At 70.6% G+C, this 26,843-nt stretch carries 27 protein-coding genes and 1 tRNA gene; 7 read left to right on the top strand and 21 right to left on the bottom strand.

The window, feature by feature from the left end:
* Nucleotides 1–4 precede the first annotated feature (4 nt).
* The 5 genes from atpB to prmC form a co-directional block, all read right to left on the bottom strand.
* On the bottom strand, nt 5–796 hold the full coding sequence (gene atpB / locus SOM19_RS06465) for a F0F1 ATP synthase subunit A (protein WP_320486679.1): 792 nt from the start codon (nt 794–796) through the stop codon (nt 5–7).
* A 129-nt stretch (nt 797–925) separates the two neighbouring features.
* Nucleotides 926–1,453 carry a Cg1360 family ATP-synthase-associated protein gene (locus SOM19_RS06460; protein ID WP_320485722.1) on the bottom strand — a complete coding sequence of 176 codons (528 nt, stop codon included), beginning with the start codon at nt 1,451–1,453 and terminating at the stop codon, nt 926–928.
* Nucleotides 1,450–2,613, bottom strand: a complete 1,164-nt coding sequence (locus tag SOM19_RS06455) for an MraY family glycosyltransferase (protein WP_320485721.1) — start codon at nt 2,611–2,613, stop codon at nt 1,450–1,452. The genes SOM19_RS06460 and SOM19_RS06455 overlap by 4 nt, the downstream gene beginning before the upstream one ends.
* Nucleotides 2,610–3,296 (bottom strand): L-threonylcarbamoyladenylate synthase, encoded by a 687-nt coding sequence (locus tag SOM19_RS06450; protein ID WP_320485720.1) that lies wholly within the window; start codon nt 3,294–3,296, stop codon nt 2,610–2,612. The genes SOM19_RS06455 and SOM19_RS06450 overlap by 4 nt, the downstream gene beginning before the upstream one ends.
* A gap of 62 nt (nt 3,297–3,358) precedes the next feature.
* Nucleotides 3,359–4,237 carry a peptide chain release factor N(5)-glutamine methyltransferase gene (prmC, locus tag SOM19_RS06445; protein WP_320485719.1) on the bottom strand — a complete coding sequence of 293 codons (879 nt, stop codon included), beginning with the start codon at nt 4,235–4,237 and terminating at the stop codon, nt 3,359–3,361.
* A 124-nt stretch (nt 4,238–4,361) separates the two neighbouring features.
* On the opposite strand from prmC, the gene cysK (SOM19_RS06440) reads away from it, so the two are divergent.
* The 3 genes from cysK (SOM19_RS06440) to epsC are packed head-to-tail and all read left to right on the top strand — an operon-like array spanning nt 4,362 to nt 6,858.
* Complete coding sequence (gene cysK, locus SOM19_RS06440) at nt 4,362–5,300, top strand: cysteine synthase A (protein ID WP_320485718.1); 939 nt, start codon at nt 4,362–4,364, stop codon at nt 5,298–5,300.
* Nucleotides 5,301–5,326: 26 nt separating this feature from the next.
* Nucleotides 5,327–6,280, top strand: coding sequence for a cysteine synthase A (gene cysK, locus SOM19_RS06435; RefSeq protein ID WP_320485717.1), 954 nt, complete (start codon nt 5,327–5,329; stop codon nt 6,278–6,280).
* Between the two features lie 8 nt (nt 6,281–6,288).
* Nucleotides 6,289–6,858 (top strand): serine O-acetyltransferase EpsC, encoded by a 570-nt coding sequence (epsC, locus tag SOM19_RS06430; protein WP_320486678.1) that lies wholly within the window; start codon nt 6,289–6,291, stop codon nt 6,856–6,858.
* 88 nt (nt 6,859–6,946) lie between these two features.
* Here the strand turns inward: epsC and SOM19_RS06425 are convergent, their stop codons facing one another.
* The 12 genes from SOM19_RS06425 to SOM19_RS06370 all read right to left on the bottom strand — a co-directional run bounded on the left by SOM19_RS06425 (nt 6,947) and on the right by SOM19_RS06370 (nt 21,042).
* Nucleotides 6,947–7,903: a putative endonuclease domain-containing protein gene (locus tag SOM19_RS06425; RefSeq protein WP_320485716.1), complete on the bottom strand. Its 957-nt coding sequence runs from the start codon at nt 7,901–7,903 to the stop codon at nt 6,947–6,949.
* 174 nt (nt 7,904–8,077) lie between these two features.
* Nucleotides 8,078–8,479, bottom strand: a complete 402-nt coding sequence (locus tag SOM19_RS06420; RefSeq protein WP_320485715.1) for a hypothetical protein — start codon at nt 8,477–8,479, stop codon at nt 8,078–8,080.
* Between the two features lie 9 nt (nt 8,480–8,488).
* Nucleotides 8,489–9,307: an alpha/beta fold hydrolase gene (locus SOM19_RS06415; protein WP_320485714.1), complete on the bottom strand. Its 819-nt coding sequence runs from the start codon at nt 9,305–9,307 to the stop codon at nt 8,489–8,491.
* Nucleotides 9,308–9,391: 84 nt separating this feature from the next.
* A complete protein-coding gene (prfA, locus tag SOM19_RS06410) occupies nt 9,392–10,471 on the bottom strand; it encodes a peptide chain release factor 1 (RefSeq protein ID WP_320486677.1) in 1,080 nt (359 codons plus the stop codon).
* A 33-nt stretch (nt 10,472–10,504) separates the two neighbouring features.
* Entirely contained in the window at nt 10,505–12,469 is a 1,965-nt protein-coding gene (rho, locus tag SOM19_RS06405) for a transcription termination factor Rho (protein WP_320485713.1), read from the bottom strand.
* Nucleotides 12,470–12,661: 192 nt separating this feature from the next.
* Nucleotides 12,662–13,609 carry a homoserine kinase gene (thrB, locus tag SOM19_RS06400; protein ID WP_320485712.1) on the bottom strand — a complete coding sequence of 316 codons (948 nt, stop codon included), beginning with the start codon at nt 13,607–13,609 and terminating at the stop codon, nt 12,662–12,664.
* Nucleotides 13,606–14,694: a threonine synthase gene (gene thrC / locus SOM19_RS06395; protein WP_320485711.1), complete on the bottom strand. Its 1,089-nt coding sequence runs from the start codon at nt 14,692–14,694 to the stop codon at nt 13,606–13,608. The genes thrB and thrC overlap by 4 nt, the downstream gene beginning before the upstream one ends.
* 1 nt (nt 14,695) lies before the next feature.
* Nucleotides 14,696–16,015: a homoserine dehydrogenase gene (locus SOM19_RS06390; RefSeq protein WP_320485710.1), complete on the bottom strand. Its 1,320-nt coding sequence runs from the start codon at nt 16,013–16,015 to the stop codon at nt 14,696–14,698.
* Nucleotides 16,012–17,466: a diaminopimelate decarboxylase gene (lysA, locus tag SOM19_RS06385; protein ID WP_320485709.1), complete on the bottom strand. Its 1,455-nt coding sequence runs from the start codon at nt 17,464–17,466 to the stop codon at nt 16,012–16,014. The genes SOM19_RS06390 and lysA overlap by 4 nt, the downstream gene beginning before the upstream one ends.
* A gap of 156 nt (nt 17,467–17,622) precedes the next feature.
* Nucleotides 17,623–18,441, bottom strand: coding sequence for an LmeA family phospholipid-binding protein (locus tag SOM19_RS06380; RefSeq protein WP_320485708.1), 819 nt, complete (start codon nt 18,439–18,441; stop codon nt 17,623–17,625).
* A 2-nt stretch (nt 18,442–18,443) separates the two neighbouring features.
* A complete protein-coding gene (gene argS / locus SOM19_RS06375; RefSeq protein ID WP_320485707.1) occupies nt 18,444–20,108 on the bottom strand; it encodes an arginine--tRNA ligase in 1,665 nt (554 codons plus the stop codon).
* A 91-nt stretch (nt 20,109–20,199) separates the two neighbouring features.
* Complete coding sequence (locus SOM19_RS06370; protein ID WP_320485706.1) at nt 20,200–21,042, bottom strand: transglutaminase-like domain-containing protein; 843 nt, start codon at nt 21,040–21,042, stop codon at nt 20,200–20,202.
* Nucleotides 21,043–21,201: 159 nt separating this feature from the next.
* Between SOM19_RS06370 and SOM19_RS06365 the strand changes: the two genes are divergently transcribed.
* The 4 genes from SOM19_RS06365 to SOM19_RS06350 all read left to right on the top strand — a co-directional run bounded on the left by SOM19_RS06365 (nt 21,202) and on the right by SOM19_RS06350 (nt 23,324).
* Nucleotides 21,202–22,011, top strand: a complete 810-nt coding sequence (locus SOM19_RS06365) for an SGNH/GDSL hydrolase family protein (protein WP_320485705.1) — start codon at nt 21,202–21,204, stop codon at nt 22,009–22,011.
* A gap of 44 nt (nt 22,012–22,055) precedes the next feature.
* Nucleotides 22,056–22,131: transfer RNA gene (locus SOM19_RS06360), tRNA-Arg, on the top strand.
* A gap of 70 nt (nt 22,132–22,201) precedes the next feature.
* Nucleotides 22,202–22,774, top strand: coding sequence for a YdeI/OmpD-associated family protein (locus SOM19_RS06355; RefSeq protein WP_320485704.1), 573 nt, complete (start codon nt 22,202–22,204; stop codon nt 22,772–22,774).
* Nucleotides 22,775–22,883: 109 nt separating this feature from the next.
* Entirely contained in the window at nt 22,884–23,324 is a 441-nt protein-coding gene (locus SOM19_RS06350) for a nuclear transport factor 2 family protein (protein WP_320485703.1), read from the top strand.
* Here SOM19_RS06350 and SOM19_RS06345 read toward each other — a convergent pair.
* The 4 genes from SOM19_RS06345 to trmB are packed head-to-tail and all read right to left on the bottom strand — an operon-like array spanning nt 23,321 to nt 26,842.
* On the bottom strand, nt 23,321–23,848 hold the full coding sequence (locus SOM19_RS06345; protein ID WP_320485702.1) for a GNAT family N-acetyltransferase: 528 nt from the start codon (nt 23,846–23,848) through the stop codon (nt 23,321–23,323). The two genes, SOM19_RS06350 and SOM19_RS06345, sit on opposite strands and share 4 nt — an antisense overlap.
* Before the next feature lie 35 nt (nt 23,849–23,883).
* Nucleotides 23,884–24,768: a CPBP family intramembrane glutamic endopeptidase gene (locus tag SOM19_RS06340; RefSeq protein ID WP_320485701.1), complete on the bottom strand. Its 885-nt coding sequence runs from the start codon at nt 24,766–24,768 to the stop codon at nt 23,884–23,886.
* Nucleotides 24,768–26,096: an MFS transporter gene (locus SOM19_RS06335; protein ID WP_320485700.1), complete on the bottom strand. Its 1,329-nt coding sequence runs from the start codon at nt 26,094–26,096 to the stop codon at nt 24,768–24,770. The genes SOM19_RS06340 and SOM19_RS06335 overlap by 1 nt, the downstream gene beginning before the upstream one ends.
* Nucleotides 26,093–26,842: a tRNA (guanosine(46)-N7)-methyltransferase TrmB gene (gene trmB / locus SOM19_RS06330; protein ID WP_320485699.1), complete on the bottom strand. Its 750-nt coding sequence runs from the start codon at nt 26,840–26,842 to the stop codon at nt 26,093–26,095. Before trmB ends, SOM19_RS06335 begins: the two co-directional genes overlap by 4 nt.
* Nucleotide 26,843 lies beyond the last annotated feature (1 nt).

The raw sequence follows: 26,843 nt of genomic DNA, 5'->3' as shown, positions 1-26,843 counted from the left end.
CGTATCAGTGCTCTTCGGCGACCGCGAGCTGGATGTAGACCGCGGTGAGAAGGGCGAAGACGTAGGCCTGGAGGACAGCCACCAGGATCTCGAACAGGGTGAAGATGAAGCCGAACGCGAGGCTGCCCGCGGCCAGGATCGACCACCATCCGCCGAGCTCGACCAGGAAGTACTGGGTCGCGGCGAAGAAGAGGACGAGCAGCAGGTGGCCGACCATCATGTTCATCAGGAGTCGGAGCGTCAGCGTGACGGGCCGGATGATGAAGGTCGAGATCAGCTCGATCGGCGTGACGATGATGTAGATCGGCCACGGCACGCCGGAGGGGAAGAGCGAGTTCTTGAAGAAGTTCTTCGGGCTCTTCCGGATGCCGGCGTAGATGAAGGTGACGTAGCTCACGATCGCGAGCGTCAGCGGCACCGCGATCGTGCTCGTGCCGGCGATGTTCAGGAACGGGATGATTCCCGTGATGTTCATGAACAGGATCATGAAGAACATCGTCGTGAGGATCGGCAGGAAGCGCTGGGCGTCCTTCTTGCCGAGCAGGTCCTCGCCGATGTTGACGCGGACGAAGTCCAGGCCCATCTCGACGAGGCTCTGGAAGCGTCCCGGAACGACGCGCATCCGGCGGGTGCCGAGCCAGAAGATCACCACGACGGCGACCGTCGCGAGGAACTGGATCAGGTGGATCCGGTGAACCGGAATTCCTGCCAGTGTGAAGAGGATCTCCGGGAAGAATTCGTCGATCGACGGCCCGTGGAATTCCGGGGGCGCGTCAGCGGCAAAGGGGGCGATCAGGGTCGCAGCATGAGTAAACAGCGCTGGCTCCAGCTTCGGGGCACCGGTCGAGAACCGTTGCGACGATGGTCGATGAGCGTCACTCCGCAAGTGCTCAGACGGCGAGCGGGCGGGCGCGGAATCAGCCTATCAAACTCGGGGCGCTCCTGAATCCGTCGGGCCGCTCCCGGGCCGGGCGCCGCGGTCGGGATCGGTGCGATCGCCCTCGTCGGGGTCGGTCGGAAGGGACACGTCGCTCACGTGCGGCACGCGCATGCGCAGCAGCACGATGACGTCGACGGCGAGCGAGGCCAGCACGCTCACGACCAGGGCCACGAAGAACACGCGCGCGTCGAGCCAGGGCTGGCCGCGGATCAGGAAGAGGATCGCGAGGAAGACGATGAACTTCAGGATCCAGCCGCCCAGGACGATCCCGAAGAAGACCGGCACGTAGAGCGGATCGCCGTACCAGCGGTTGGCGATGAGGATGCTGATCACCGTGATGCCGAGGAACGCCGCGGCCACCAGGACACCGAGGAGCGCGCTCCACATGCCAGTGGGGCCGGCGACCAGGTAGCCCACCACCCCGCCGATGAGGGCCAGGCCGGCGGCGACCACGCCCGCCCACACCAGCACGGTGCGCAGGATCGGAGTGCTCGAGACGGGATTGGGGGTCATGGTGCGTTCTCCAGAACGGGCTCGGGGTGGGCCGGGGCACGGTGCGGGGGCACGAGGGTCACCACGAGGCAGGCGGCGACGCCGACGAGGCCGAAGGCCACGCCGATCAGGTAGTCGCCGGGCCAGCCGGCGGAGGTGCCGATGTACATGAGGAGGACGGCGAGGCTCACGATCGCCGTCCAGGCGTAGAAGATGAGCACGGCGTCGCGGTCGGTGTGACCCATGTCGAGCATCCGGTGGTGCAGGTGCTTGCGGTCGGGCGAGAAGGGCGACTTCCCCTTCCCCATGCGCCGCACCACGGCCAGCCCGAAGTCCAGCAGCGGCAGCAGCACGATCACCACCGGCAGCAGGATCGGGATGAACGCACCGAGCAGCTGGGAGCGGCCGAACTCGTCGTTGTCGCCGATCATCGCGGGGTTGATGTTGCTCGTGACCACGATCGCCGAGCACGCCATGAGGAGGCCGAGCATCAGCGCACCGGAGTCGCCCATGAAGAGCCGCGCGGGGCTCCAGTTCAGCGGGATGAAGCCGAGGCACACGCCGATGAGCACCGCCGCGATGAACGAGGCCAGGTTGAAGAAGCTGCTCTGACCGGTGTCTCGCACCAGCAGGTACGAGTAGGCGAAGAAGACGCCGTTCGCGATCAGGCAGACGCCGGCGACCAGCCCGTCGAGGCCGTCGATGAAGTTCACCGCGTTCATCACGACGACGATCGAGAACACCGTGAGGGTGAAGCTGACCCAGCTCGAACCGACGGCGAGCCCCCCGATCGGCAGCGCGTAGATCTGCAGGTCGCCGAACCACGCGATGATGCCGGCCGCGAGGAACTGCACGCCGAGCTTGATCATCCAGTCGAGGTCCCACAGGTCGTCGGCCACACCCACCAGGACGATCAGGAACGTCGCGCCGAGGATCGCCCACACCTGCGCCGGCTCGTACCAGACGATCGCGAAGTAGGGGTGCTGCGACGACACCAGGAAAGCGGCCACGACGCCGAGGAACATGGCGATCCCGCCGAGCCGCGGCGTCGGCGTCTTGTGGACGTCCCGCTCGCGGATGCCGGGATACAGCTTGTACTTCAGGCTCAAGCGCCAGACGGCCCAGGAGAGGGCGAACGTGACGGCCGCCGTGAAGAGGATGATGAAGACGTACTGCTTCACGGAGCGACCGCGTCGTCGGGATCCGGCTCCAGCAGCTCGCCGAGCACCTCGCGCAGCTGGGCACGACCCACCGCGCCGTCGCGGAGCACGCGGACGAGGGGCTCGCCGCCGCCGACGAGGCTGGTCGCGTCGATGATCGTGGAGGCGATCCCCGTCGAGGACGGGCCGTCGCTCAGATACACCGCGACGCTGGAGCCCAGCATCCCCTCGGCGTCTTCGGCGGTGATCCCGGCGGCCAGGCCCGTCAGGTTGGCGCTCGAGACCGCGAGGGGTCCGGTCTCCTCGAGGAGCTCGAGCGCGATGCGGTGGGCGGGCATCCGCACCGCGACGGTGCCGCGCGTCTCGCCGAGGTCCCACGACAGCGACGGCTGGGACGGGAGCACGATCGTGAGCCCCCCGGGCCAGAAGGCCTCGACCAGGCGCTCAACGGGCTCGGGCACCTCGGCGACGAGGGCGCGCAGGGTCGTGATCCCGGCCACGAGCACGGGGGGCGGTGACTGGCGCGTGCGGCCCTTGGCGTCGAGCAGGCGCTCCACCGCGCGGGCGTCGAACGCATCGGCGGCCACGCCGTAGACGGTGTCGGTGGGAAGGACGACCAGCTCGCCGCGGCCGATGGCCTGGCGCGCCTGACGCATGCCGGAGAGCAGCTGCGCCTCATCGCGGCAATCGAAGATGGGGGACATGTCGGGCACAGTCTAGTTGCGGTCGTTCGAGTCCACGCTGGACGCGGCGGTCCCCGGCGACGTCAGGGGCGGATCGCGGTGGTCGCGCGGTCGCGCGTCGTGAGATCGGGGTGGGTCGACGCCGACCGCCAGCCGTCGGCGGCCAGGATCTCGCGGATCGACTCGCCCTGCCACTCGCCGTGCTCGATGACGATGAGCCCGCCGGGGTGGGCCAGGCGCAGGCCGACGCCGCTGAGGATGCGCACGACGTCCAGGCCGTCCGCTCCCCCGTACAGCGCCACGGGCGGATCGAACAGGCGCACCTCCGGATCCCGCGGGATCGCGGCATCCGGCACGTACGGCGGATTGGACGCGACGACCGAGACCGTGCCGTCCAGCTCGGGGAACGCGTGCTCGAGATCGATGAAGGCCAGCTGCGCGTTGGCGGCGCCCACCCGCTCGAAGTTCTCCTTGGTCCACACGAACGCGTCGACGGAGTTCTCGGCCGCGAACACCCGGGCGTGGGGCACCTCGGTCGCCATCGCCAGGGCGATCGCGCCGCTGCCGGTGCCGAGATCCACCGCGACGGGCGAAGCGGATGCCGCGGCCTCCAGCGCGTCGATGGCCAGCTGCGCGACCATCTCGGTCTCCGGCCGGGGCACGAACACCCCGGGTCCGACGCGCAGCTCGAGGTGGCGGAACGGCGCCGTGCCGATGATGTGCTGCAGCGGCTCGCGGGTCACCCGCCGAGCCACCAGGTCCTCGACGCGCCCGCGAACGTCGGGCTCCAGTACGTCGCCTCTCACGGCGGCCGCTTGGACGCCTCCGCGGCTGGTGTTCAGCGCGAACGCCGCGAGGAGCTCGGCATCGACGTCGGGGTCGGGCACGCCGGCGTCGGTCAGGCGTGCGACCGCGCGCCGGAGCACGGCGGCGAGGGCTGGGGAGAGTTCTGGGGAGACCATGAGCCTTCCAGCCTAGGCCGGGAGGGTAGCGCCCCGGGGCGAGTGATTCGTCACACAAGGACTCACGGCGAAGGTGCCGTCCTATGCTGTTGCACGCATACGCCGACCCCGCGAAAGGCCCGAAATGACCGGCATCCACTCCGACATCACCTCCGCCCTCGGCAACACCCCGCTGGTGCGCCTCAACCGCATCGCGGAGGGCGTCGGCGGGAACGTGATCGCGAAGCTCGAGTTCTACAACCCCGCCTCCAGCGTCAAGGACCGTCTGGGTGTCGCGATCGTCGACGCCGCCGAGGCCTCGGGGCAGCTCCAGCCGGGCGGCACCATCGTCGAGGCGACGAGCGGCAACACCGGCATCGCCCTCGCCATGGTCGGCGCCGCGCGCGGCTACCGCGTGGTGCTGGCGATGCCCTCGTCGATGTCGATCGAGCGTCGCCTGCTGCTGAAGGGCTACGGCGCGGAGCTCGTCCTGACCGACCCCGCCGGCGGCATGAAGGGCGCGATCGCCAAGGCCGAGGAGCTCGTCGCCGACATCCCCGGCGCGGTGCTCGCCCGCCAGTTCGAGAACGAGGCGAACCCCGCGATCCACCGCAAGACCACGGCCGAGGAGATCCTCCGCGACACCGACGGCGCCGTCGACTACTTCGTGGCCGGCATCGGCACGGGCGGCACCATCACCGGCGTCGGCCAGGTGCTGAAGGAGCGGGTCCCCGGCGCGAAGGTCGTGGCCGTCGAGCCCGCCGATTCGCCCCTGCTGACCAAGGGCACGCCCGGACCCCACAAGATCCAGGGCATCGGCCCGAACTTCGTTCCGGCGATCCTCGACCAGAGCGTGATCGACGAGGTCATCGACGTCGAGTTCTCCGACGCGATCGAGACCGCCCGCGCCGTCGGCGTGAAGGACGGCATCCTGGTCGGCATCTCCTCCGGCGCCGCGATCTGGGCGGCGCTGCAGATCGCCGCGCGCCCCGAGGCCGCCGGCAAGAACATCGTCGTCATCATCCCCTCGTTCGGCGAGCGCTACCTCTCTACCGCGCTCTTCGAGAACCTGCGAGAGGATTGAGCCACACCGCTCCAGAAAGGCGCTCCGTGCCAGGGATCCACTCCGACATCACCACCGCCTTCGGCGAGACTCCGCTGGTGAGGCTCAACGCTCTCACCGAGGGCCTCGGCGCCGAAGTGCTCGTCAAGCTCGAGTTCTACAACCCGGGCTCGAGCGTGAAGGATCGCCTGGGCTATGCGCTGGTCGCCGCCGCCGAGGCCTCGGGCGAGCTGCAGCCCGGCGGGACGATCGTCGAGTCGACGAGCGGCAACACGGGCATCGCGCTGGCGCTCATCGGCGCCGCGCGGGGCTACAAGGTGATCCTCACGATGCCGGCGTCGATGTCGAAGGAGCGCCGGACGCTGCTGAAGGCGTACGGCGCGGAGCTCGTGCTCACCGACCCCTACAAGGGCATGACCGAGGCCGTCGCGGCCGCCGAGCGCATCGTGGCCGACACCCCCGGCGCGGTCCTCGCCCGGCAGTTCGAGCACGAGGCCAACGCCGAGATCCACCGCCGGACGACCGCCGAGGAGATCTGGCGCGACACCGAGGGCGCCGTGGACTACTTCGTGGCGGGCTCGGGCACCGGAGGCACCGTGACCGGCGTCGGACAGGTGCTCAAGCAGCGCAACCCCGACGTGAAGATCGTGGTCGTCGAGCCCAAGGACTCCCCCATGCTCTCGGAGGGACGCGCGGGCGGACACCGCATCCAGGGCATCGGTCCGAACTTCGTTCCGGTCGTGCTCGACCACACGGTCATCGACGAGATCTTCGACGTCGAGTTCGACGACGCGATCCGCGTCGCCCGAGAACTGGCGACCCGCGAGGGCATCCTCGCCGGCATGTCCGCGGGCGCAGCGGTGTGGGCGGCGCTCGAGATCGCCGCACGCCCCGAGGCCGCCGGCAAGCGGATCGTCGTGATCGTGCCCGACTCGGGCGAGCGCTACCTGTCGACGGCGCTGTACGAGCACCTCCGCGAGCCCGAGAAGACCGCCTCGTGACCGAGCGGATCGGATTCGTCGCCCGGGTGCGCGAAGACCTGACGGCCGCGCGCCTGCGCGACCCCGCCGCCCGCACCGACGTGGAGATCGCCCTGCTGTATCCCGGCCTGCACGCGATCTGGGCGCACCGCGTGTGGCATGTGCTCTGGACGCGGCGGGTGCGGTTCGTCGCGCGCGCGGGGTCGCAGATCACGCGGTGGCTCACCGGGATCGAGATCCACCCCGGGGCGACGATCGGGCGGCGCTTCTTCATCGACCACGGCATGGGCGTCGTCATCGGCGAGACCGCCGAGGTCGGCGACGACGTCATGCTGTACCACGGCGTCACCCTCGGCGGCCGGCAGCGCGAGGGCGGCAAGCGGCACCCCACGATCGAGGACGGCGTCGCGGTCGGCGCGGGCGCCAAGATCCTCGGCCCCATCACGATCGGGGCCGGGTCCGTCGTCGGCGCGAACGCCGTCGTGACCAAGGACGCCCCGGCCGACAGCGTGCTCGTCGGCGTCCCCGCCAAGCCCCGGGCCCGGCGTCAGGGCGAGGACACCCGCGCCCTGCTCACCACGCCCGAGTACCACATCTGACGACGGCGACCCGGATGCTGCGGCATCCGCTCGTTGTGTTGGTTCATCTGTGCGAAATCGACCTTCGGAAGCGCGCTGAGCGTCGGGTTCACACAGATGAGCTGCGCCGTGCCTCGTCGACACGACGGACGAGCTCGCCGGGGTAGCGGAACACGTGCGAGTGGGTGAGGCGTATCGTCCGCCATCCCGCCGCCGAGTACGCGGTGTACTTGTCGATGTCGCGCTCGAGCTGTCGGCGGGTCAGATGCCCGTCGCTCTCGTACTCGATCGCGACGCGCTCACGCGGGTAGGCCAGCTCCGAGCACCCCAGGAACTCCCCGTGCGGCCCGACCACATCGTGGTCGAGCACGGGCTCCGGCTGGCCCCCATCCGTGAGCACGAGCCGGATCCACGTCTCCGGCCGCGACGAGGCACCCGTCCGCGCGCGGCCGAGCGCGGCGCGCAGCATCTTCGCACCGTGCCACCGCCCGGAGCCGAGCCTCGCTGCGAGCTCGTCGGCCGTGGCCAGCGCGGGACCCGAGGGCGGGCGGAAGCCTCCCGGATGCCGAGGGACCCGCAGAATCGCGTCAGCCACCGCAACGAGGTCGTACAGCTCTAGGGTGCGCCCGAGGCTCGCCCAGGTCGTGGCGACATCGGTCAGCGGCATCCCGTCGATCGTCGTCACCGCGACCATGCGAGGCATGATCTGGACGCCGTCGACGCCACCTCGACGGGAGGCCGTGCGCGGATGCCTCACCCCGACGTGAATGCTCTTCTGCACGCCCAGGGGCAGCGGCAGACCGTGGAGGAACGCCGCAGTAGGACCGATGAAGAATGAGCCGTCTGGCATCGCCGTGCGGTACTCGTCGATCCGACGCCGCAGCTCCGCCGCCTCCCGCCCCCAAGGTGGCATCGTGTCATCCGGAGCCACCGCGATGCTGCGGGTGCCGTGGAACCCGCTCACGAGGTCCCTCCCCCGCAGTCGCCCCTCACCCACGCCGGCCGCGCGCGCGGCGCGCACCGCGAACGAGCCACCGAGGTGCTGAGGAAGCGATTGTCGCGGCATCCACTCACCCTGCAGCGTGAACGCCGCTTACCGGAGACGCTCTCCACACGCCCTGCCCGCAGCCGAAGCATTCATCTGTGCGGAATCGACCCTCACAGGACCGGGGACGCTCGATTTCGCACAGATGAGGCCAGCGGCGGGGCGCCCCTGGGGAGGAGAGGCCGCGGCATCCGCTCACGCGTCGCGACGCTCGTCGACCTTCTTCTTGATGAAGAGCGGCGGGAGGAGCCAGGTCGCGAGGGCTGTGACGACCCACACGATGACAGGCGCCAGCACCCAGGCGAGCGGGTCGGAGATGCCGATGCCGGCACCGGGGATGAGCACGACGATGAGGATCGCCACGAACGTGGAGATGATCCCGATGCCGCCCAGCATCGCGGGGGCGTGGCGACGCGTGACTTTGAAGACCCACGGCGCCAGCACGCTCTGGATCACGGCGAAGATGACGACCGCCAGCACGAAGCCCCACCAGTCGCTCCAGTCGATGTGGAACCCCTCGAGGATCAGGTCCGCCGCGATGAGGCCGAGCGCCGCGGACACGATGAAGATCGCCGCGCGGATGAGGAACGTGAGCACGCGCAGAGCCTATCGGGGCGGCGTCCCGGCGCCGTCGACGCCGCGCGCGAGGAGGTCGGCGAGCAGCGCCCGCACCAACTCGGGCTTCTCGTGCGGGAGCGCGTGGCCGGCGTCCTCCACCACGACGACGGTCGCCCGGGACCACGCCCGGCTCTGCGCGAGCTGTGACCGGTAGCCCAGCAGGCCGTCGCGCCGGCCGAGCAGGAGGAGGATCGGGATGTCGTCGACGGCGTCGCCGATCTCGTAATCCGCGGTCTGCATGATGCGATCGACGATGTCGTCGTCGTACACGTCGAGCGAAGGGGCGACCGCCGCGCGGAACCGTGCTGCCATGGCGGCGGTGTGCCACACGAAGTACCCCTCGAACTCGCTGCGCTGACGCTCGTCGAGACCGTCGGTGGCGCCGGGGTCGGTGCGCACCACTCCCGCGGGCTCGGGCTGGAGCTCCGCGGGCAGCGGGCACAGGAGTGCGAGTGCCGCGACGCGCTCGGGCATGCGCGCGGCGACGGCACGCGCGAGGAAGCCGCCGAGGGAATGACCCACGATCACGAACCGGCTGCCGCCGAAGCGGTCGTCGACCAGTTCGCAGAGCAGGTCGGCGACCTCGGCGGCATCGTCGACGGAGGTCCCGATGCTCTGCCCCATACCCGGCAGATCAGGGGTCCAGCGTTCGAATCCGGGAGAGTCCGGCAGCACCTCGTCGAGGATCGCCTCGATCTCGCCGCGCGACGAGTAGCCGCCGTGCAGGCCGAGGAGCGGCATCCCGTCGCCCGTCCTCCCGAGGTGCAGGACGGCGCCGCTGCGGGCCGTGAAGACCGCTGAGCTCACACGGCTCCCTCCGACCCGGCCGAGACTAGACCAGGCCGATCCCGCGCACCAGATCCACCCGCAGCGACGGTCGGCCGCGGACGGTCAGCCCTCGCCGCCGAGCGCGGCGAGCCGGGCCTCTTCGTCGGCCTGGATCGCCGACTCGATGATCGGCTCGAGGGCGCCGTCCATCACCTGATCGAGGTTGTACGCCTTGTACCCGGTGCGGTGGTCGGCGATGCGGTTCTCGGGGAAGTTGTACGTGCGGATGCGCTCCGAGCGGTCCATGCCGCGGATCTGCGACTTGCGGGCATCGGAGGCCGCGGAGTCGCGCTCCTCCTGCTGCCGTGCGAGCAGACGCGCGCGGAGCACTCGCATGCCGGCCTCGCGGTTCTGCAGCTGCGACTTCTCGTTCTGCATCGAGACCACGATGCCGGTGGGCACGTGGGTGATGCGCACGGCGGAGTCGGTGGTGTTCACCGACTGCCCCCCGGGGCCCGAGGAGCGGAACACGTCGATCTTGAGATCGCTCGGGCTGATCTGCACCTCGTCGGGCTCGTCCACCTCGGGGAACACCAGGACGCCGGTGGTCGAGGTGTGGATGCGCCCCTGCGACTCGGTGGCCGGCACACGCTGCACGCGATGGACGCCGCCCTCGTACTTGAGGTGCGCCCAGACGCCCTGCGCGGGGTCGAGCGAGGAGCCCTTGATCGCGACCTGGACGTCCTTGTAGCCGCCGAGGTCCGACTCGTTGCGCTCGAGGAGCTCGGTCTTCCAGTTCTTCGATGCCGCGTACTGGATGTACATGCGCAGCAGATCAGCCGCGAAGAGCGCGCTCTCGGCGCCGCCCTCCCCCTGCTTGATCTCCATGATCACGTCGCGGGCGTCGTCGGGGTCCCGCGGGATGAGCAGGCGCCGCAGGCGCTCGTACGCGTCGGAGACCACGGCCTCGAGGGCCGGGACCTCCTCGGCGAACGCGTCGTCCTCCTTGGCGAGCTCCCGCGCCGCTTCGAGATCATCGGATGCCGCGGCCCAGTCCTCGTTCGCCTTCACGATGCGCGAGAGCTCGGCGTAGCGCCGATTCACGCGTTTCGCGCGCGCCGCATCGGCATGCACGGCCGGGTCGGAGAGCTCCTCCTGGACGGCTTTGTGCTCTTCGATCAGTGCGCGCACCGAATCGAACATCGCGGGTTCGAACACGTGGTTCTCCTCCGAGGATCAGCGGATGCTGTTGTCGTGCGCGTGGCTGTGGCCACCACCCTGACCGCCCGCGGGCGCCGGGATCGACTTCTGCATCTGCACGAGGAACTCCACGTTCGACTGCGTCTCCTTGAGCTTGCCGAGCACGACCTCGAGGGCCTGCTGGGGCTCGAGGCCGGCGAGTGCGCGGCGGAGCTTCCAGGTGATCTTCACCTCGTCGGCGGACAGCAGCATCTCCTCGCGGCGCGTGCTCGACGCGTTGACGTCGACCGCCGGGAAGATGCGCTTGTCGGCCAGCTGGCGGCTCAGGCGCAGCTCGCTGTTGCCGGTGCCCTTGAACTCCTCGAAGATCACGTCGTCCATCTTGGAGCCGGTCTCGACGAGGGCGGTCGCGAGGATCGTGAGGGATCCGCCGTTCTCGATGTTGCGCGCGGCGCCGAAGAAGCGCTTCGGCGGGTAGAGCGCCGATGCGTCGACGCCACCGGTGAGCACACGACCGGAGGTCGGCGCCGAGATGTTGTAGGCGCGACCCAGGCGGGTGATCGAGTCGAGCAGCACGACGACGTCGCGGCCGAGCTCCACGAGGCGCTTGGCGCGCTCGATGGCGAGCTCGGCGACCGTGGTGTGGTCCTCGGCGGGACGATCGAAGGTCGAGGCGATGACCTCGCCCTTCACCGTGCGCTGCATGTCGGTGACCTCTTCGGGGCGCTCGTCGACGAGCACGACCATGAGGTGGACCTCGGGGTTGTTCGTCGCGATGGCGTTCGCGATCTGCTGCAGCACGATGGTCTTGCCGGCCTTGGGCGGCGCGACGATGAGACCGCGCTGGCCCTTGCCGATCGGGGCGACCAGATCGATGATGCGCTGGGTCAGCTTCTCGGGTGCGGTCTCGAGGCGCAGGCGCTCCTGCGGGTAGAGGGGGGTGAGCTTGCCGAACTCGACGCGGGTCGCGGCATCCTCGACCGACAGGCCGTTGACGGCGTCGACCTTGACGAGCGCGTTGTACTTCTGACGGCTCGACTGCTCGTTCTCGCGGGGCTGCTTGATGGCGCCCACGACGGCGTCGCCCTTGCGCAGGTTGTACTTCTTGACCTGGCCGAGGGAGACGTAGACGTCGCTCGTGCCGGGCAGGTAGCCGGACGTGCGGACGAAGGCGTAGTTGTCGAGCACGTCGAGGATGCCGGCGATGGGGATGAGGACGTCGTCCTCGCCGATCTCGGTCTCGAACTCGTCGCCCGTCTGGGCCGGGCGGCGCTTGTTGCGCTGGCGACCGCGACCGGCGCCCTGGCCCTGGTCGTCGTCGGCGTCGGGCGTCGACGGCGCGGCGTTCGCGGGGCCGCTGTTCTGCTGCGGCTGTCCGCCCTGGGCGTTCTGGCCACCCTGTGCGTTCTGGCCGCCCTGGCCGTTCTGGTTGCGGTTGCGGCTGCGGCTCCGGCTGCGGCTGCGGCTGCGCGACGGCGTTTCTTCGCCGGCGTCGCCGTTCTGCTCGGCGGCGTCGCCCTCCGTGGAGGTCTCGCCGTCGGATGCCTCGGCGCCCTCGGCGTCGCCCGTGGCGGATGCCTCGGCCTCGGCCTCGGCCTCGGCGTCGGCGGACGCGGTGTCGTCGGCGGGCGCTTCCGCCGGTGCCTCGGCGACGGCCTCGGCCGGTGCCTCGTCAGCCGGCGCCTCGACCGGTGCAGCCTCGACGGCAGCGGCCTCGGGCGCGGCGACCTCGGGGGCGGCCTCGACGGGGACGACGTCGGCGGTCTTGGCGCGGCGGGGCGCGCGCTTGCGCGGCGCCTTCACCGGCGGAGCGGCCGGCTCCTCGGCCGGAGCTTGCTCGGCGGCCGGAGCGGCCTCGGCCGGAGCCTCGGACTCGCTCGGAGCAGGCGCCTCGACGGCGGTGCTCTCGGTGGCGGTGTCGACGTTCTCGACGGCCTCGGGCGCTTCCGCGCGCTCGTCGGCCGATGCGTCGGCAGTGTGGATCTCGGAGATGGACTCCACGAGTTCTCCCTTGTCAAACGAATGGATATGCACGATCGCACGGGACGCGCTGCTGAGCAGGCGTCTGCCCGACCCTTCGACGAACTCGAGGACCTTCGATGGTTCGAGAACCGTGATGGTGCTCAGAGACCGTCAGCTGGATGGGGGGCCGTGCGGGTTTCGCAGATTGCGACGGAGGCCAGATTCACGAACTTACGTGGAACCCTCCGCGTACTCCTTCACTGTACCACCCTTGAAGTCGACGGCGAGCATGAGAGCCTCCCACGGGGTGTCGGATGCGGAGGCCGCGAGAGCGGCCGCTTCGAGGCGACGACCGGGGCCGTCCGCGAGGACGAGCACGCTCGGCCCCGCACCGGAGACGACCGCCGCGTAGCCGCGGGCGCGGAGCGTGCGCACGAGCAGGTCGGTCTCTGGCATGGCCCCCGCGCGGTAGCTCTGGTGCAGCTTGTCCTCGGTCGCGGCCTGCAGCAGCTCGGGACTCTGCGTGAGCGCCGCGATGAGCAGGGCGGACCGCGACACGTTGAAGACCGCGTCCTCGCGCGGCACCTGCAGCGGCTGCAGGCTGCGGGCGACCTCGGTCGACATCGTGAACTCCGGCACGAACACCAGCGGCGAGACGCCGCGGTGGACGAGCAGCTTCTTGTGCTGCGGACCCTGCTCGTCGACCCACGCGATCGTGAGGCCGCCGAACAGCGCCGGCGCGACGTTGTCGGGGTGCCCCTCGAGCTCGGTCGCGAGCCGCAGCAGCGTGTCGGGTCCGAACTCGACGTCGCCCTCGAGCAGGCCTTTTGCCGCGAGCAGACCCGACACGACGGCCGCGCCGGACGACCCCAGCCCGCGGCCGTGCGGGATCACGTTGTGCGCGCGAAGGCGGAGGCCCGGCATCCGTCGTCCGACCGACTCGTAGGCGTACGCGATCGAGCGCACGACGAGGTTCGAGGCGTCGCGAGGCACGTCGGCCACGCCCTCGCCGTCGATGTCGATGTCGAGCACGCCCTCCTCGAGCGAGGTGACGTCGAGCTCGTCGTAGACGCTCAGCGCGAGGCCGAGGGTGTCGAATCCCGGCCCGAGGTTCGCGCTCGTCGCAGGCACCCGGACCACGACGCGACGCCCCGGTGCCGGGGCGACGGCTGCGTTCACGCGGTCGCCCCCACGGGGGCGAGGTCGAGGACGGATGCCACTTCAGACGTCGACGCGTCGACCACGGTGGGCTCCACCTGGCTGCCGTCGGCGTTGCGGAGGGCCCACTGGGGGTCCTTCAGGCCATGGCCCGTGACGGTGAGCACGACGCGGGAACCGGGCGTGACGATGCCGGCTTCGGCGCGGTCGAGGAGGCCGGCGACGCTGATCGCGGACGCTGGCTCGACGAAGATGCCGACCTCGGAGGCCAGCAGCTTCTGCGCCGCGAGGATGCGGTCGTCGTCGATGGCGCCGAAGTAGCCGTCGGTCGCGTCACGGGCCTCGAGGGCGAGCTCCCACGAGGCGGGATTGCCGATGCGGATGGCGCTGGCCACCGTCTCGGGGTTCTTCACGACCTCGCCGCGCACGAGCGGCGCAGAGCCCTCGGCCTGGAACCCGAACATGCGGGGAACCCGGGTCGACACCCCGCGGTCGGCCTCCTCGCGGTAGCCCCGCGAGTAGGCCGTGTAGTTGCCGGCATTGCCGACGGGGATGAAGTGGAAGTCGGGCGCGTCGCCGAGCACCTCCACGACCTCGTAGGCCGCAGTCTTCTGACCCTCGATGCGGTCGGGGTTGACCGAGTTCACCAGGTGCACCGGGTAGTGGTCGGCCAGCTCCCGCGCGATCTCGAGGCAGTCGTCGAAGTTGCCGCGGATCTGGATCAGCCGCCCGTTGTGGGCGACCGCCTGGCTGAGCTTGCCCATGGCGATCTTGCCCTCGGGCACGAGCACCGCCGCGGTGATGCCGGCGTGCGCGGCGTATGCGGCGGCGGACGCCGACGTGTTGCCGGTCGACGCGCAGATGACCGCCTTCGCGCCGTGCTCGACCGCGCGCGACAGCGCCACCGTCATGCCGCGGTCCTTGAACGACCCGGTCGGGTTCATGCCCTCGAACTTGACCCACACGTCCGCGCCGGTGCGGCGCGAGAGCGAGGGTGCGGGCAGGAGCGGCGTGCCGCCCTCGCCGAGGGTGACGACGGTCGAAGCGTCGGTGACGCCCAGACGGTCGGCGTATTCGCGGAGGACTCCGCGCCAGACGTGTGCCATGTCAGTCTCCTTCTACACGCAGGACCGAGACGACGCGCTCCACGACGCCGCTCGCGGCGAGACGGTCGACCGTCTCGCTGAGGTCCTGCTCCAAAGCCTTGTGGGTGCCGATCACGAGACGCGCGACGCCGGGGGCGCCGTTCGACTCCTGCACGACGGTCTGCTCGACGGTGGCGATCGAGACGCGCCCGTCGCTCAGTGTTCCTGCGACGGTCGCCAGCACACCCGGCTGGTCGTCGACCTCGAGGGTGATCTGGTAGCGCGTGGTCACGCGGCCGACCGGGACGATGGGGAGGTTCGCCAGCGTGGACTCCCCCACGCCGACGCCGCCGGCGATGTGGCGGCGCGCCGCCGAGACGACGTCGCCGAGCACCGCCGAGGCGGTCTGCACGCCACCGGCGCCCGCGCCGTAGAACATGAGGTTGCCGGCGGCTTCCGCCTGCACGAACACGGCGTTGTTCGCGCCGTGCACGCTCGCCAGCGGGTGGGCGCGGTCGATGAGCGCCGGATAGACGCGCACCGAGATCGACTCGCCCTCGCCCGCCTCGCCGGCGAGGCGCTCGCAGACGGCGAGCAGCTTGATGACGTAGCCCGCGTGGCGCGCGGCATCCATCATCGACTTGTCGATCGCGGTGATGCCTTCACGGTGCACCGACTCGAGCGGCACCGTCGTGTGGAACGCCAGGCTCGCGAGGATCGCGGCCTTCTGCGCGGCGTCATAGCCCTCGACGTCGGCGGTCGGGTCGGACTCGGCGTAGCCGAGGCGCTGCGCGTCGGCCAGCACGTCGGAGAACTCGGCGCCCTCGGTGTCCATGCGGTCGAGGATGTAGTTGGTCGTGCCGTTGACGATGCCCATGATGCGCTGGACGCGGTCGCCGGCGAGCGAGTCGCGCAGCGGCCGGATGATGGGGATCGCGCCGGCCGCGGCGGCCTCGTAGTAGACCTCGGCGCCCACCTGGTCGGCGGCGTCGAAGATCTCGGGACCGTGCGTCGCCAGCAGCGCCTTGTTGGCTGTGACGACGTCTGCCCCGGAGTTGATCGCCTGCAGCAGGTAGGTCCGCGCCGGCTCGATGCCGCCCATCAGCTCGATCACGATGTCGGCGCCCACGATGAGGGACTCGGCGTCGGTCGTCAGCAGCTCGCGCGGCGGCTCGACGTCGCGCGGCGCGTCGATGTCGCGCACGGCGATGCCCACGAGCTCGAGCCTGGCTCCGGCGCGGTCCGCGAGCTCGTCCGCGTGCTGCCGGAGCAGTGCGGCGACCTGCGAGCCGACGGCGCCAGCGCCCAGCAGCGCGACGCGAAGACGGCGGTAGTCGGTCACTTCGACTCACTCCGTTCGCTCAGTACAGGCATGTCGATCCCTTCCGTGGGGGTCAGTGTGAGTCCGGCATCCCGGGCGAGCAGATCCTGGATCGACTCGCCGCGCACGATGACGCGCGCCTCTCCCCCGCGCAGCGCCACGACGGGCGGGCGGGGGACGTGGTTGTAGTTGCTCGCGAGCGAGATGCAGTAGGCGCCCGTGGCGGGCACGGCCAGCAGATCGCCCGGGGCGACGTCGCCCGGCAGGTATTCGGCGTCGACCACGATGTCGCCCGACTCGCAGTGCTTGCCGACCACCCGCACGAGCGTCGGCGGCGCGTCGCTCGTGCGTGCGGCGATGCGCGCGGAGAAGTCGGCGCCGTACAGGGCAGGGCGCGCGTTGTCGCTCATACCGCCGTCGACGCTGACATAGAGGCGGGTGGCGCCTCCGTCCAGCTCGACGGACTTCGTCGTGCCGACCTCGTACAGCGTCACGCCGGCCCGCCCGACGATGGCCCGGCCCGGCTCGAAGGCCAGGTTCGGCATCGGGATGCCGCGCACCTCGCACTGGCGGGCGACGGCGTCGGCGATGCCCGCGGCCAGCTCTTCGAGCGGAGTCGGGTCGTCGACCGAGGTGTAGGCGATGCCGAAGCCGCCGCCGAGGTTCAGGACGGGCAGCTCTCCGCCGGACAGGAGCTCGGCGTGCAGCTCGACGATGCGCGCCGCCGACTCCTCGAACCCGGCGGTGCCGAAGATCTGCGACCCGATGTGGCAGTGCAGGCCGACGAGCTGGAGCCCTTCGAGCTGGCGGATGCGCGCGGCGGCGGCCGGGGCATCCTGCAGCGTGAAGCCGAATTTCTGGTCCTCGTGAGCCGTCGCCAGGAAGGCGTGGGTCTCGGCGTGCACGCCGCTGTTGACGCGGAGCAGGACGGCCTGGGAGGCGCCGCGGCGCCCGACGATCGCCGCGAGGCGCTCGATCTCGATGAGGCTGTCGATGATGATCGAGCCGACTCCGGCCTCGACGGCGGCCTCGAGCTCGGCGACGCTCTTGTTGTTGCCGTGGAAGCCGATGCGGGCGGGATCGGCGCCGGCGGCCAGGGCGACGGCGAGCTCGCCGCCGGTGCACACGTCGACCGCGAGCCCCTCCTCGGTGACCCAGCGCACGACCTCCGCGCTCAGGAACGCCTTGCCGGCGTAGTAGACACGTGCCTGCACGCCGTGCAGCGCCGCCGCCGCGCGGAAGGCGTCGAGGGCGCGGTGGGCGCGGGTGCGCACCTCGTCCTCGTCGAGCACCCACAGCGGGGTGCCGAAGCGCTCCTGCAGTGCGGTCGCCGGGATACCGCCGAGGACGAGTGCGCCGTCGGCGTCGCGCACGGCGCTCTCGGGCCAGACGAGCGGGGCGAGCGCGTTCGCGTCGTCCGGCTCGACCAGCCATGCCGGTGCCGGGGTACGGGACTGCGAAGGGGCGGACACGGGTGGGACCAATCGGTTCGAGCTTCGACGCTGAGCCGTCCGGACGACCGGATCGGCGCGGATGCCGCGGCCGGAGAGATCACGCGCCGGGCGGTCATTGCAGTCTAGGGCACACCCCCGGCGGGGCCTGTGCCGTGTGACGCCCGGTGCCCGCTCCTACTCGCAGGTGCCGTTCGCCTGGAGCGCCGGATCGGTGACGATCGCGCCGTCCACGTCGGCATCGGCGACCAGCACGTCGCCGTCGACGTGGACGTCGGTCAGCGTGACGCCGGCCGGGATGTACTCCGCCAGGCACACCGTCCAGTCCCGCACCACGACGTCCGCGAGAGCGCCGAACCGCTGCGTCAGCTGCGCGGCCGCGATCTCGGCGCCGGCGAGCTCGAAGGTCGACGGAGTGAGCACGATGTCGCCCTCCGCGACGGACGGGGTGAGTGCGACGCCGACCGGGAACTCGACACCGAAGAGCTGCAGCTCGGTGGACATCGTGAGGTCGGGCTCGGCGAGCCCGACGGTGTCGGCGGGGAGTCCGTCGACCGTCGAAAGCAGCGCGCGGAGCTGCTCCTCGTCGAGCGTCACGGTCGCGGTGGCGCCGCCCATGTCGACGCCCTCGGTGATCGGCACGTCGACCGCGGTGACCGTCACGTCGCCCTCGAACGATCCGACGGGGACATCGTCGGAGGAGACCGTGACCTCGTCGAGGCTGCCGCCGATGAGCTGCGGGATGACGGTGCCGCTCACCTCGACGTCGATCGGGTGATCGGCCGGCAGCGACAGCCTCTCGGTCACCTGATCGCGGACGGTCTTCGTCACGAGGTCTCGCGCGATCGCCTCGGCCGCGAACCAGGCGACGACGGCGAGCACCACGACGATGCCGAGCGCGACCAGCCACGGCCAGACCCGGCGGCGGCGCCTCGGCGCCTCGGCGTAGGCCCAGTCGGGCTGGACGAGGGTGGGCTGATCGTCGCCGGCGTTCATCGCTACATCCGTTCCGGCGCACCCACGCCGAGCAGTCCGAGTCCGTTGCGCAGCACCTGTCCGGTGGCATCGTTGAGCCACAGCCGGGTGCGGTGCACCGCCTCGACGGGTTCGTCGCCGAGCGGGATCACGCGGCAGCTGTCGTACCACCGGTGATACAGCCCCGACAGCTCCTCGAGGTAGCGCGCGACGCGATGCGGCTCACGCACCTCCGCCGCGAAGGCCACCGTGCGGGCATACTCCTGGAGCGCGCCGAGCAGCGCCGACTCGGTCGGGTGCGCGAGCAGCTCGGGGGCGAACTCGGAGCGGTCGACACCGGATGCCGCGGCATTGCGTGCGACGTTGTGCGTGCGGGCGTGCGCGTACTGCACGTAGAACACCGGGTTGTCGTTCGTGCGCCTCTGGAGCACGTCGAGGTCGACGTCGAGGTTCGAGTCGGCCGAGCTGCGCACGAGCGCGTAGCGCGCGGCATCCACTCCGACGATCTCCACGAGGTCCTCGAGGGTCACCACGGTGCCCGCGCGCTTGGACATGCGCAGCGGCTGGCCCTCCTTGACGAGGTTCACCATCTGCCCGATGAGGATCTGCAGGTTGACGCCCGGCTCGTCGCCGAATGCCGCGCACATCGCCATGAGGCGCTGCACGTAGCCGTGGTGGTCGGCGCCGAGCATGATGATGCAGCGGTTGAAGCCCCGCTCCCGCTTGTCGAGGTAGTAGGCCAGGTCGCCCGAGATGTAGGCGGGCGTGCCGTTGGAGCGGATCACCACGCGGTCGCGGTCGTCGCCGAACGTCGTCGAGCGCAGCCACACCGCGCCGTCCTGCTCGAAGATGTGCCCCTGCTCGCGCAGCCGGGCGACCGCGCGCTCGACGGCACCCGACTCGTGCAGGTCGTTCTCGTGGAAGTACACCTCGAAGTCCACGCCGAAGTCGTGGAGGCTCTTCTTGATCTCGTCGAACATGAACCCGACGCCGTACTCGCGGAAGGCCTCCTGGCGGGCGGCGTCGTCGAGGGCGTCGATGTCGCCGGGGTAGGCGAGGGCCACGCGCCGGGCGATGTCTCCGATGTAGGCGCCGCCGTAGCCGTCCTCCGGCGTCGGCTCGCCGCGATGGGCGGCCATGAGGCTGCGCGCGAAGCGGTCGATCTGTGCGCCGTGGTCGTTGAAGTAGTACTCGCGCGTCACCTGCGCGCCCTGCGTGGCGAGGATGCGCGCGAGGGAGTCTCCGACCGCCGCCCACCGGGTTCCGCCGAGATGGATCGGCCCGGTCGGGTTGGCCGACACGAACTCGAGGTTGATGATCTCGTCGGTGCGGCTGTCGTTCGTGCCGAAGGCCGCCCCGGCATCGACGATGGTCTTCGCGAGCGCGCCGGCGGCCGCGGCATCCAGCCGGATGTTGATGAAGCCGGGTCCGGCGACCTCGACGCTCGCGACGCCGTCGACCGCGGTGAGTCCGTCGGCGATCTCGGCCGCGAACTCGCGGGGATTCGCGCCGACGGCCTTCGCGAGCTTGAGGGCGGCGTTGGAGGCCCAGTCGCCGTGATCGCGGCTCTTCGGGCGCTCGAGCGGCAGATCGGCCACGGTGAGACCCTCGGCCGCGCCGGCACGTCGCGCCTCGGCGAGGGGGGCGATGACGGCGAGCAGGGCGGCGGAGAGGGCGTCGGGATTCATAACCGCATCAGTCTAGTTCGGCCGTGCCGGGGCCTTGCCGCACACGGCGAGCGCTGGGCCGGGCTGTCGCACGGCCCGATGCGCCCGGGGGTCAGGCGAGCTGGACGAGCTCGAGGAAGTCGTCGGCCGAGGGGTCGGATGCCGCAGGCAGGGTCTCGAGTCCCTCGAGCGCCGCCGTCTCGGGGACGACCCACGCGTCGACGCGCATGCGCTCCAGCCCGACATAGCCGCCGTGGTAGCTGAGGAACGCGCAGTCGGCGGCGTCGCGCCCGGTCGCGATGCGCACCAGCGACCGGCGGTTCGCGAGACGCGTGCCGTCGATGACGTACCAGGCGCCGTCGAGGTAGGCCTCGGCGACCGCGTGGAAGTCCATCGGCTGAAGGCCCGGCGCGAAGCACGCGGCATAGCGCGCGGGCATGTCCATCGCGCGCAGCAGCGCGATGACGACGTGCGCGTAGTCGCGGCAGACGCCCTGCCCCGTCATGAGCGTCGTCACGGCGCTGTCGGTGCCCTGGCTGAGCCCCGGCGTGTAGGTGGTGCTCGTCGCGACGAACTCCGACACGGCCGCGATGAGATCGTGACCCTGCAGGCCCTTGAACTGGCGGCGCGCCTGCTGGAACACCTCGTCGGACTGGCAGTAGCGGCTCGGACGGAGGTAGGTGATGGCCTCGAGGTCGCTCGTGCGGCTGGTCGTGGCCTGGCCGTCGACGGTCGCTTCGTAGCGGACTTCGAGCCGGCCGGACTCGCCGAGGAGGCGATGCAGCCGGCTCCCGGACTGGTCGACGATCTCGGTCGGCGTGTAGACGCGGTCGCCCTGCGTGAACGTCAGCTGCTCGCTGATCACGGGCACCGGCTGGGCCGCCGAGATCTGGAAGATGAGGTCGACGGAGGACCCCAGTTCGAGGTCCAGTTCGGCGGTCACGACGCGTTGCACCGAAGTATCCTCGCACGCCCGATCGACCGCTTCCTGCGCGTGTGCACAACGGCCGCCGAACGTTCGCCGGGACGACATCACCCTCAGCTTCCGCGCGGCGTTTCCCCACGTTTCGACCGGGTGGCGGGAGGCCACGGCTTCGTGACGTACCCTCGGTCCATGCACGCGCACGGACGCCCCCGCGCACGGCGTCCGTGGCTGCCGCTCGTCGGCGCCGCGATCGCCGTGGCCGTGGTGTGCGCCGTAGGCGCGTGGCGGCCCTGGATCGTCCCCTCGGCGCCCGTCGCGGCCGTCGAGCAGGGCCTCGCGGCGGTGGCCCCCGCCGCGCTGTCGCTGCCGGAGGACGCCCGCGTGCTCGTATTCGGCGACTCCTGGGTCTACGGCTCGGCGGCGATCGTGCCGAGCCTCGGCTTCGCCTACGTGCTCGGCGACACCCTCGGCTGGGAGACGGTCGTGGACGGCGTCCGGGGCAGCGGCTACCTCAAGCCCGGGCTCGACGGCGGCAGCTACGGCGAGCGCGTCGAAGACCTCGACCCCGCGCTCGACCCCGACCTCATCATCGTCGAGGGCTCGATCAACGATCGCCGGCTCCCCGCGGACGGTTATCGCGATGCCGTGACCGCCGTGTGGGACGGGCTGGCGGCCCGCTATCCCGAGGCCTCGTTCGTCATCCTCGGTCCTGCGCCCCAGGTGCTGCCCGTCGAGCCCGCGACGGCTCGGATCGATTCCGACCTCGCCGCGCTCGCCGGCGCCCGCGGCTGGTGGTACATCTCGCCCATCGCCGAGGGATGGATCACGGCCGAGAACTACCTCGACGTGATCGACGTCGGCCCGATCGGCCGCGATCACCCGTCCACCGACGGGCACGCCTACCTCGCCGAACGTGTCGCGGCGGCCCTCGACCGCATGACCGAGGCCACCGACATCATCGCGGACGCTCCTCTCGACGAGGAGCTCGTCGGCCCCTGACCGGGCGGGCTCGACCCCGTGAGGGTGGTAATCTCGATCGGCACGCCTCCGTAGCTCAGGGGATAGAGCGTTGGTTTCCGGTACCAAAGGTCGCTGGTTCGATTCCAGTCGGGGGCACCATACGGGACAAGGGGTCGCGGGGCATTCACGCCTCGCGGTCCCTTTCTCGTGACAGCGCTATCCTCCCGTCATGGTCAACGGCGTGAACAAACCCGTGCTGCACGTGGACGATGTCGCGGACTGGGAGGCCTGGCTGGACTCGAACCCCGATCCGAGCGGCGTTCGACTACGACTCCGGAAGAAGGCGACGGCCCAACCGGGGATCACCTACGCCGAGGCGCTCGATGTCGCGCTGTGCTTCGGATGGATCGATGGGCAGAAGCACTCCCTCGATGACGACTACTTCCTGCAGACCTTCACGCCACGCCGACCCCGGAGCATGTGGTCGAAGGTCAACATCGGCCACGTGACTCGACTGATCGAGGAAGGTCGCATGCGGCCGCAAGGCCAGCACGAGATCGACCGCGCGAAGGCGGACGGGCGATGGGACAGCGCGTATCGGCAACGCGACGGCGACGTCCCCGCAGAGCTGCAGGAAGCCCTCGACGCAGACCCGGAGGTCGCCGCGGCGTTCGCGGCCCAGTCCGCGCAGAACCGGTTCGCGATGACTTTCCGTGTGGCGAATCTCAAGCGGCCGGCTTCGCGAGCCGCACGTGTCGCCGAGTACGTCGAGATGCTGAAACGAGGCGAAACCCTTCATTGACGGAGCGCTTCGCCTGATCGCGGGCGATGTCGCCGCTCTGGCCGCGTTCGCATCGCCGCCCCTATGCTCGGATCGACCGGTGCCCCGCCGGCCACGATCGGAGAGCCGCATGGCGAACGATGTCCGGACGCTCGTCGAGAACATGTTCGCGGGCGTCTCAGCGAAGGACGTGGACGCCGCGGTCGCCGGCATGGCCGACGGGATCCAGCTCTTCGACCCGCACTACCCCTACTCGAGCATGAACGGGATCGCCGAGGTGCGTGAGGGGCTGACCTGGGCCTTCGGGGGCATGAAGAGCATGGGGTTCGACATCGACCGCTGGTTCACGGCCGACGACGGCCTGTCGGTGACTGTCGAGGTGTCCACGCACCACGTGCTGAACGCGGGCAACAGGCGCCTCGACTTTCCGCAGGTGTTCGTGATCGACACCGATGGGAACCAGATCACGAGCATGCGCGCGTACGAGCCGTACGGCCCGCACGGCATCACGGGCATCGGTCTCGCCGTGGGACACCGTCTCTACCGGCTGCGCCATCGGCGCAAGCGTTAGTCGCGCCCAGACGCGCTGTCGCGCGCAGAGGCGGCGAGCGCCTCGAGGTGCGCGCCGGTCAGGCGCTGGGTGGTCCACTCGTCCATCGGCGCAGCGCCCAGCGATCGGTAGAACGCGAGGGCGGGTGCGTTCCAGTCGAGGACGGTCCACTCCAGCCGCGAGTACTCGCGCTCCACGCACACCGCCGCCAGCGACGCGATGAGCGCCTTCCCGTAGCCCCGCCCGCGCTCGGACTCGTGGACGAAGAGGTCCTCCAGCCAGATGCCGTGCCGCCCGGTCCACGTCGAGTAGGTGAGGAACCACATCGCGATGCCGACGATGGCGCCGTCGCGCTCCACGACGTGCGTGAAGACGCGGGGCTCGGACCCGAACAGGCCGGCCTCGAGCGCCTCGACCGTGTTCTCGACGGCATCAGGTTCGCGTTCGTAGACCGCCAGCGCCGTGATGCACGCGAGGATGCCGGGTTCGTCGCCGACGCGCGCCTCGCGCAGAACCGCACCGTGGGAGAGGATCGCAGGAGTCACCGTCCGAGCCTATTGCCGCGAACAGCGGCGACAAGTCAGAGCGGGAAGAGCCAGTCGAGAGCACCCGGGTTGTGGGCGTGGACCAGCACGAGGAACACGACGGCGTCGAACAGCAGATGCACCGACACCACGTACGCCAGCGACCGCGTCTTCATGAAGATCCAGCCCATGAGCAGCGCGAACGGGATGGTCAGCAGCGGCCCCCAGGCCTGATAGCCGAGCTCCCACAGGAACGAGACGAACACGACCATCTGCAGCAGGTTTGCCTGCCAGAACGGGAAGTGCCGGCGCAGCAGCGCGAAGCACGTGCAGATGAAGAACAGCTCGTCCCAGATGCCGACGGCGCCCACGCCGACGAAGAGCCGTGCGATCAGATCGGGCGTGTCGACCACGGGCCAGTTCTGGTAGACGCCCGAGGTGATGAAGTAGAAGGGCAGGATCAGCCAGCCGAGCACGAGCACGACCGCGAGCCACGTCCACTGGAACGCGGTCCACCGGCCGCCGCCGCGCCACGGGAACCCGATCGCCCGATCCCGGTACACCCAGCGCGAGATCGCGTACGGCACCACCACCGCGCCGCCGAGTGCGGCCCCGAATCGCACGAACGCGAGGTTGTCGAGCTCTGCCGCGAGCGGGATCGCGCTGACGATGAGCAGCCCGACCGCGATGAGCGAGAGGTCACGGACCAGACTCGGTCGGCGCAGATCCGGATCGTCCGGCGTCACGGCGCGGGAGGCGGCATCCGCTCGCTCGACGAGGAGCGCCGCGAGCAGGCCCGCCGCGAGAAAGGCCCAGCCGAGCCACGGGATGCGCGCCACGAAGAACGCGGGCGCGGCGAGGCAGACGAGGAGGGCCGGCGCGAGGCCCCAGGACCAGGCGGGACGGACCCCGACGGGAGCGGCAGCGGGAGAAGCAGGCATCAGCGATCCAAAGGGTGGGCGATCTCATCCTGCGGCATGCGAGCGGCGAGGATCGCGATGATGCCGAAGACGAGCGGGAGGATTCCGGCGACGATGAAGATGGTCTGGAGCGGGACGACCTCGGCCAGCGGCCCGGCGATCGCCATCGAGAGGGGCATGAGGGCGAGCGAGACGAAGAAGTCCAGGCTCGAGACGCGCCCGAGCATGTGCCGCGGCACGCGCCGCTGCAGCAGCGTGCCCCAGATGACGTTCCCGTAGCTGAACCCGAAGCCGATGATGAACATCGAGACGAGCATGAGCCAATACTGATCGGTCACGCCGACGATGATGAACGGCAGCGTGCTGATCCCCCACACCAGATTCATCACGGTGAGGTACCGCCGCGGAAGCGGACGGGAGGACACCACGATCGATCCGGCCACTCCCCCGATCCCGTACACGGCGAGCAGGAAGCCGAACCACCGCGGATCGTCGCCGATCCGCTCGCGGGTGAGGAACGGCAGGAGCACCTCCTCCGGTCCGACGAACACCAGGACCCACCCGGTCGCGAACAGCAGCGTCCACAGCAGCCACGGCGTGCGGACGGTGAAGACGACCGCCTCCTTCAGATCATGGAAGACGGATGCCGCGCGCTCCGGCTCGTCGTGCGGCGCGGGCGGCTCGGCCCGCAGGAAGAGCAGGCCCACGAAGGCGAGCCCGTACGCGATCGCGATGATGATCGCCGCATGGCTCGGGATGAGCGCGGCCAGGAGGATGCCGGCCACGGCGGGACCGGCCGCCTGCTGGAGGGCGGGGCGGATCGCACCTTCCAGTCCGTTCGCCGCGAGCAGCTGACCGGGCGGGAGGATGCGCGGAAGGATCGCGCTGTACGCCGGGAAGAAGAAGCCCGCGCCCGCCCCCAGCACGAACGCGACGATCGTGAGGTGCGGGATCGAGACCGTGCCCACGAACCCTGCCACGACGATGGACGAGATCGCGGTGAAGTTGACGAACTCGACCACGCGCACGATGGTCCGTCGCGAGACCCGGTCGGCGACGATGCCTCCCGGGATCGCGCAGAGCAGCAGGCCGGTCGCGTTGGCGCCGGCGACGAGCGAGAGCTCGAGCGGCCCGCCGCCCGCGCCGATGACCGAGTACACCATGACGACCGCCCACATGCCTGCGGCGAAGATCGACAGCACGACGGCGATGAAGAGCACGCGGAAGTCGCGGTGGCCGAGCGGGCGCAGCACGCGCCAGCGGTCGCGGGGCTCGGCATCCGCCCCCGGGGCGGCTTCGGATGGAGGCAGCCCCGGCGTCGTCGTCGACGGATCGGCGGGCTCGGTCATGGCCGGGGCGTCCGCCGGTAGACGAGGTCGCGGATCTCACGGCCGACGCGGGCGCCCTTCCGCTCGAACGCCGTGAGCACGCGGCCGTCGAACCGCGGCGCCCAGTCTCCCTCGAACGCGGGCTCGAAGTCGGCGGAGGCGCCGAGCACGCTCCGCATCTGCACCGCGTACTCCTCCCAGTCGGTGGCGAGGCGCAGCATGCCGCCGTCGACGAGAGCACCGGCGGCGATCGCCGCGAACTCCGCGGTCACGAGGCGGCGCTTGGTGTGCTTCGTCTTGTGCCAGGGGTCGGGGAAGAACACCCACAGTTCGGTGACGGATGCCGGCGCCAGCAGATGCTGGAGCACCTCGGGCGCGTTCGCCTCGACGAGGCGCAGGTTGTCGGCGCCCGCGCGCTCGGCGTCGAGCATCGTGCGCGCGAGACCGGCGCGGAACACCTCGATCGCCAGGAAGTCGGCGTCCGGCCGCGCGGTCGCGGCATGGATGATCGCATGGCCCTGCCCCGATCCGATCTCGACGATCAGCGGAGCCCGGCGGCCCCACACCTCGCCGGGGTCGACGGCGGAGCCCGGAAGGATGCTCGTGGCCGCGGCATCCCGGGGCGGGTCGATCACGAACCGGGGCGCCAGCTCGGTCCAGGCGCGCTCCTGGGCCTCCGAGACGCGGCCGCTCCGGCGCACGAACGAGACCGGGCGATCGCGGAACGGGCGGGGCGGGTTCTCGGCGGGAGGAACGGAGTCGGGCACC

This window comes from Microbacterium sp. CFBP9034, assembly GCF_034045255.1.
Taxonomy (GTDB): domain Bacteria; phylum Actinomycetota; class Actinomycetes; order Actinomycetales; family Microbacteriaceae; genus Microbacterium.
The sequence above is the reverse complement of the archived record's forward strand: the minus strand, read 5'-3'. Positions and strand labels throughout refer to the sequence as shown.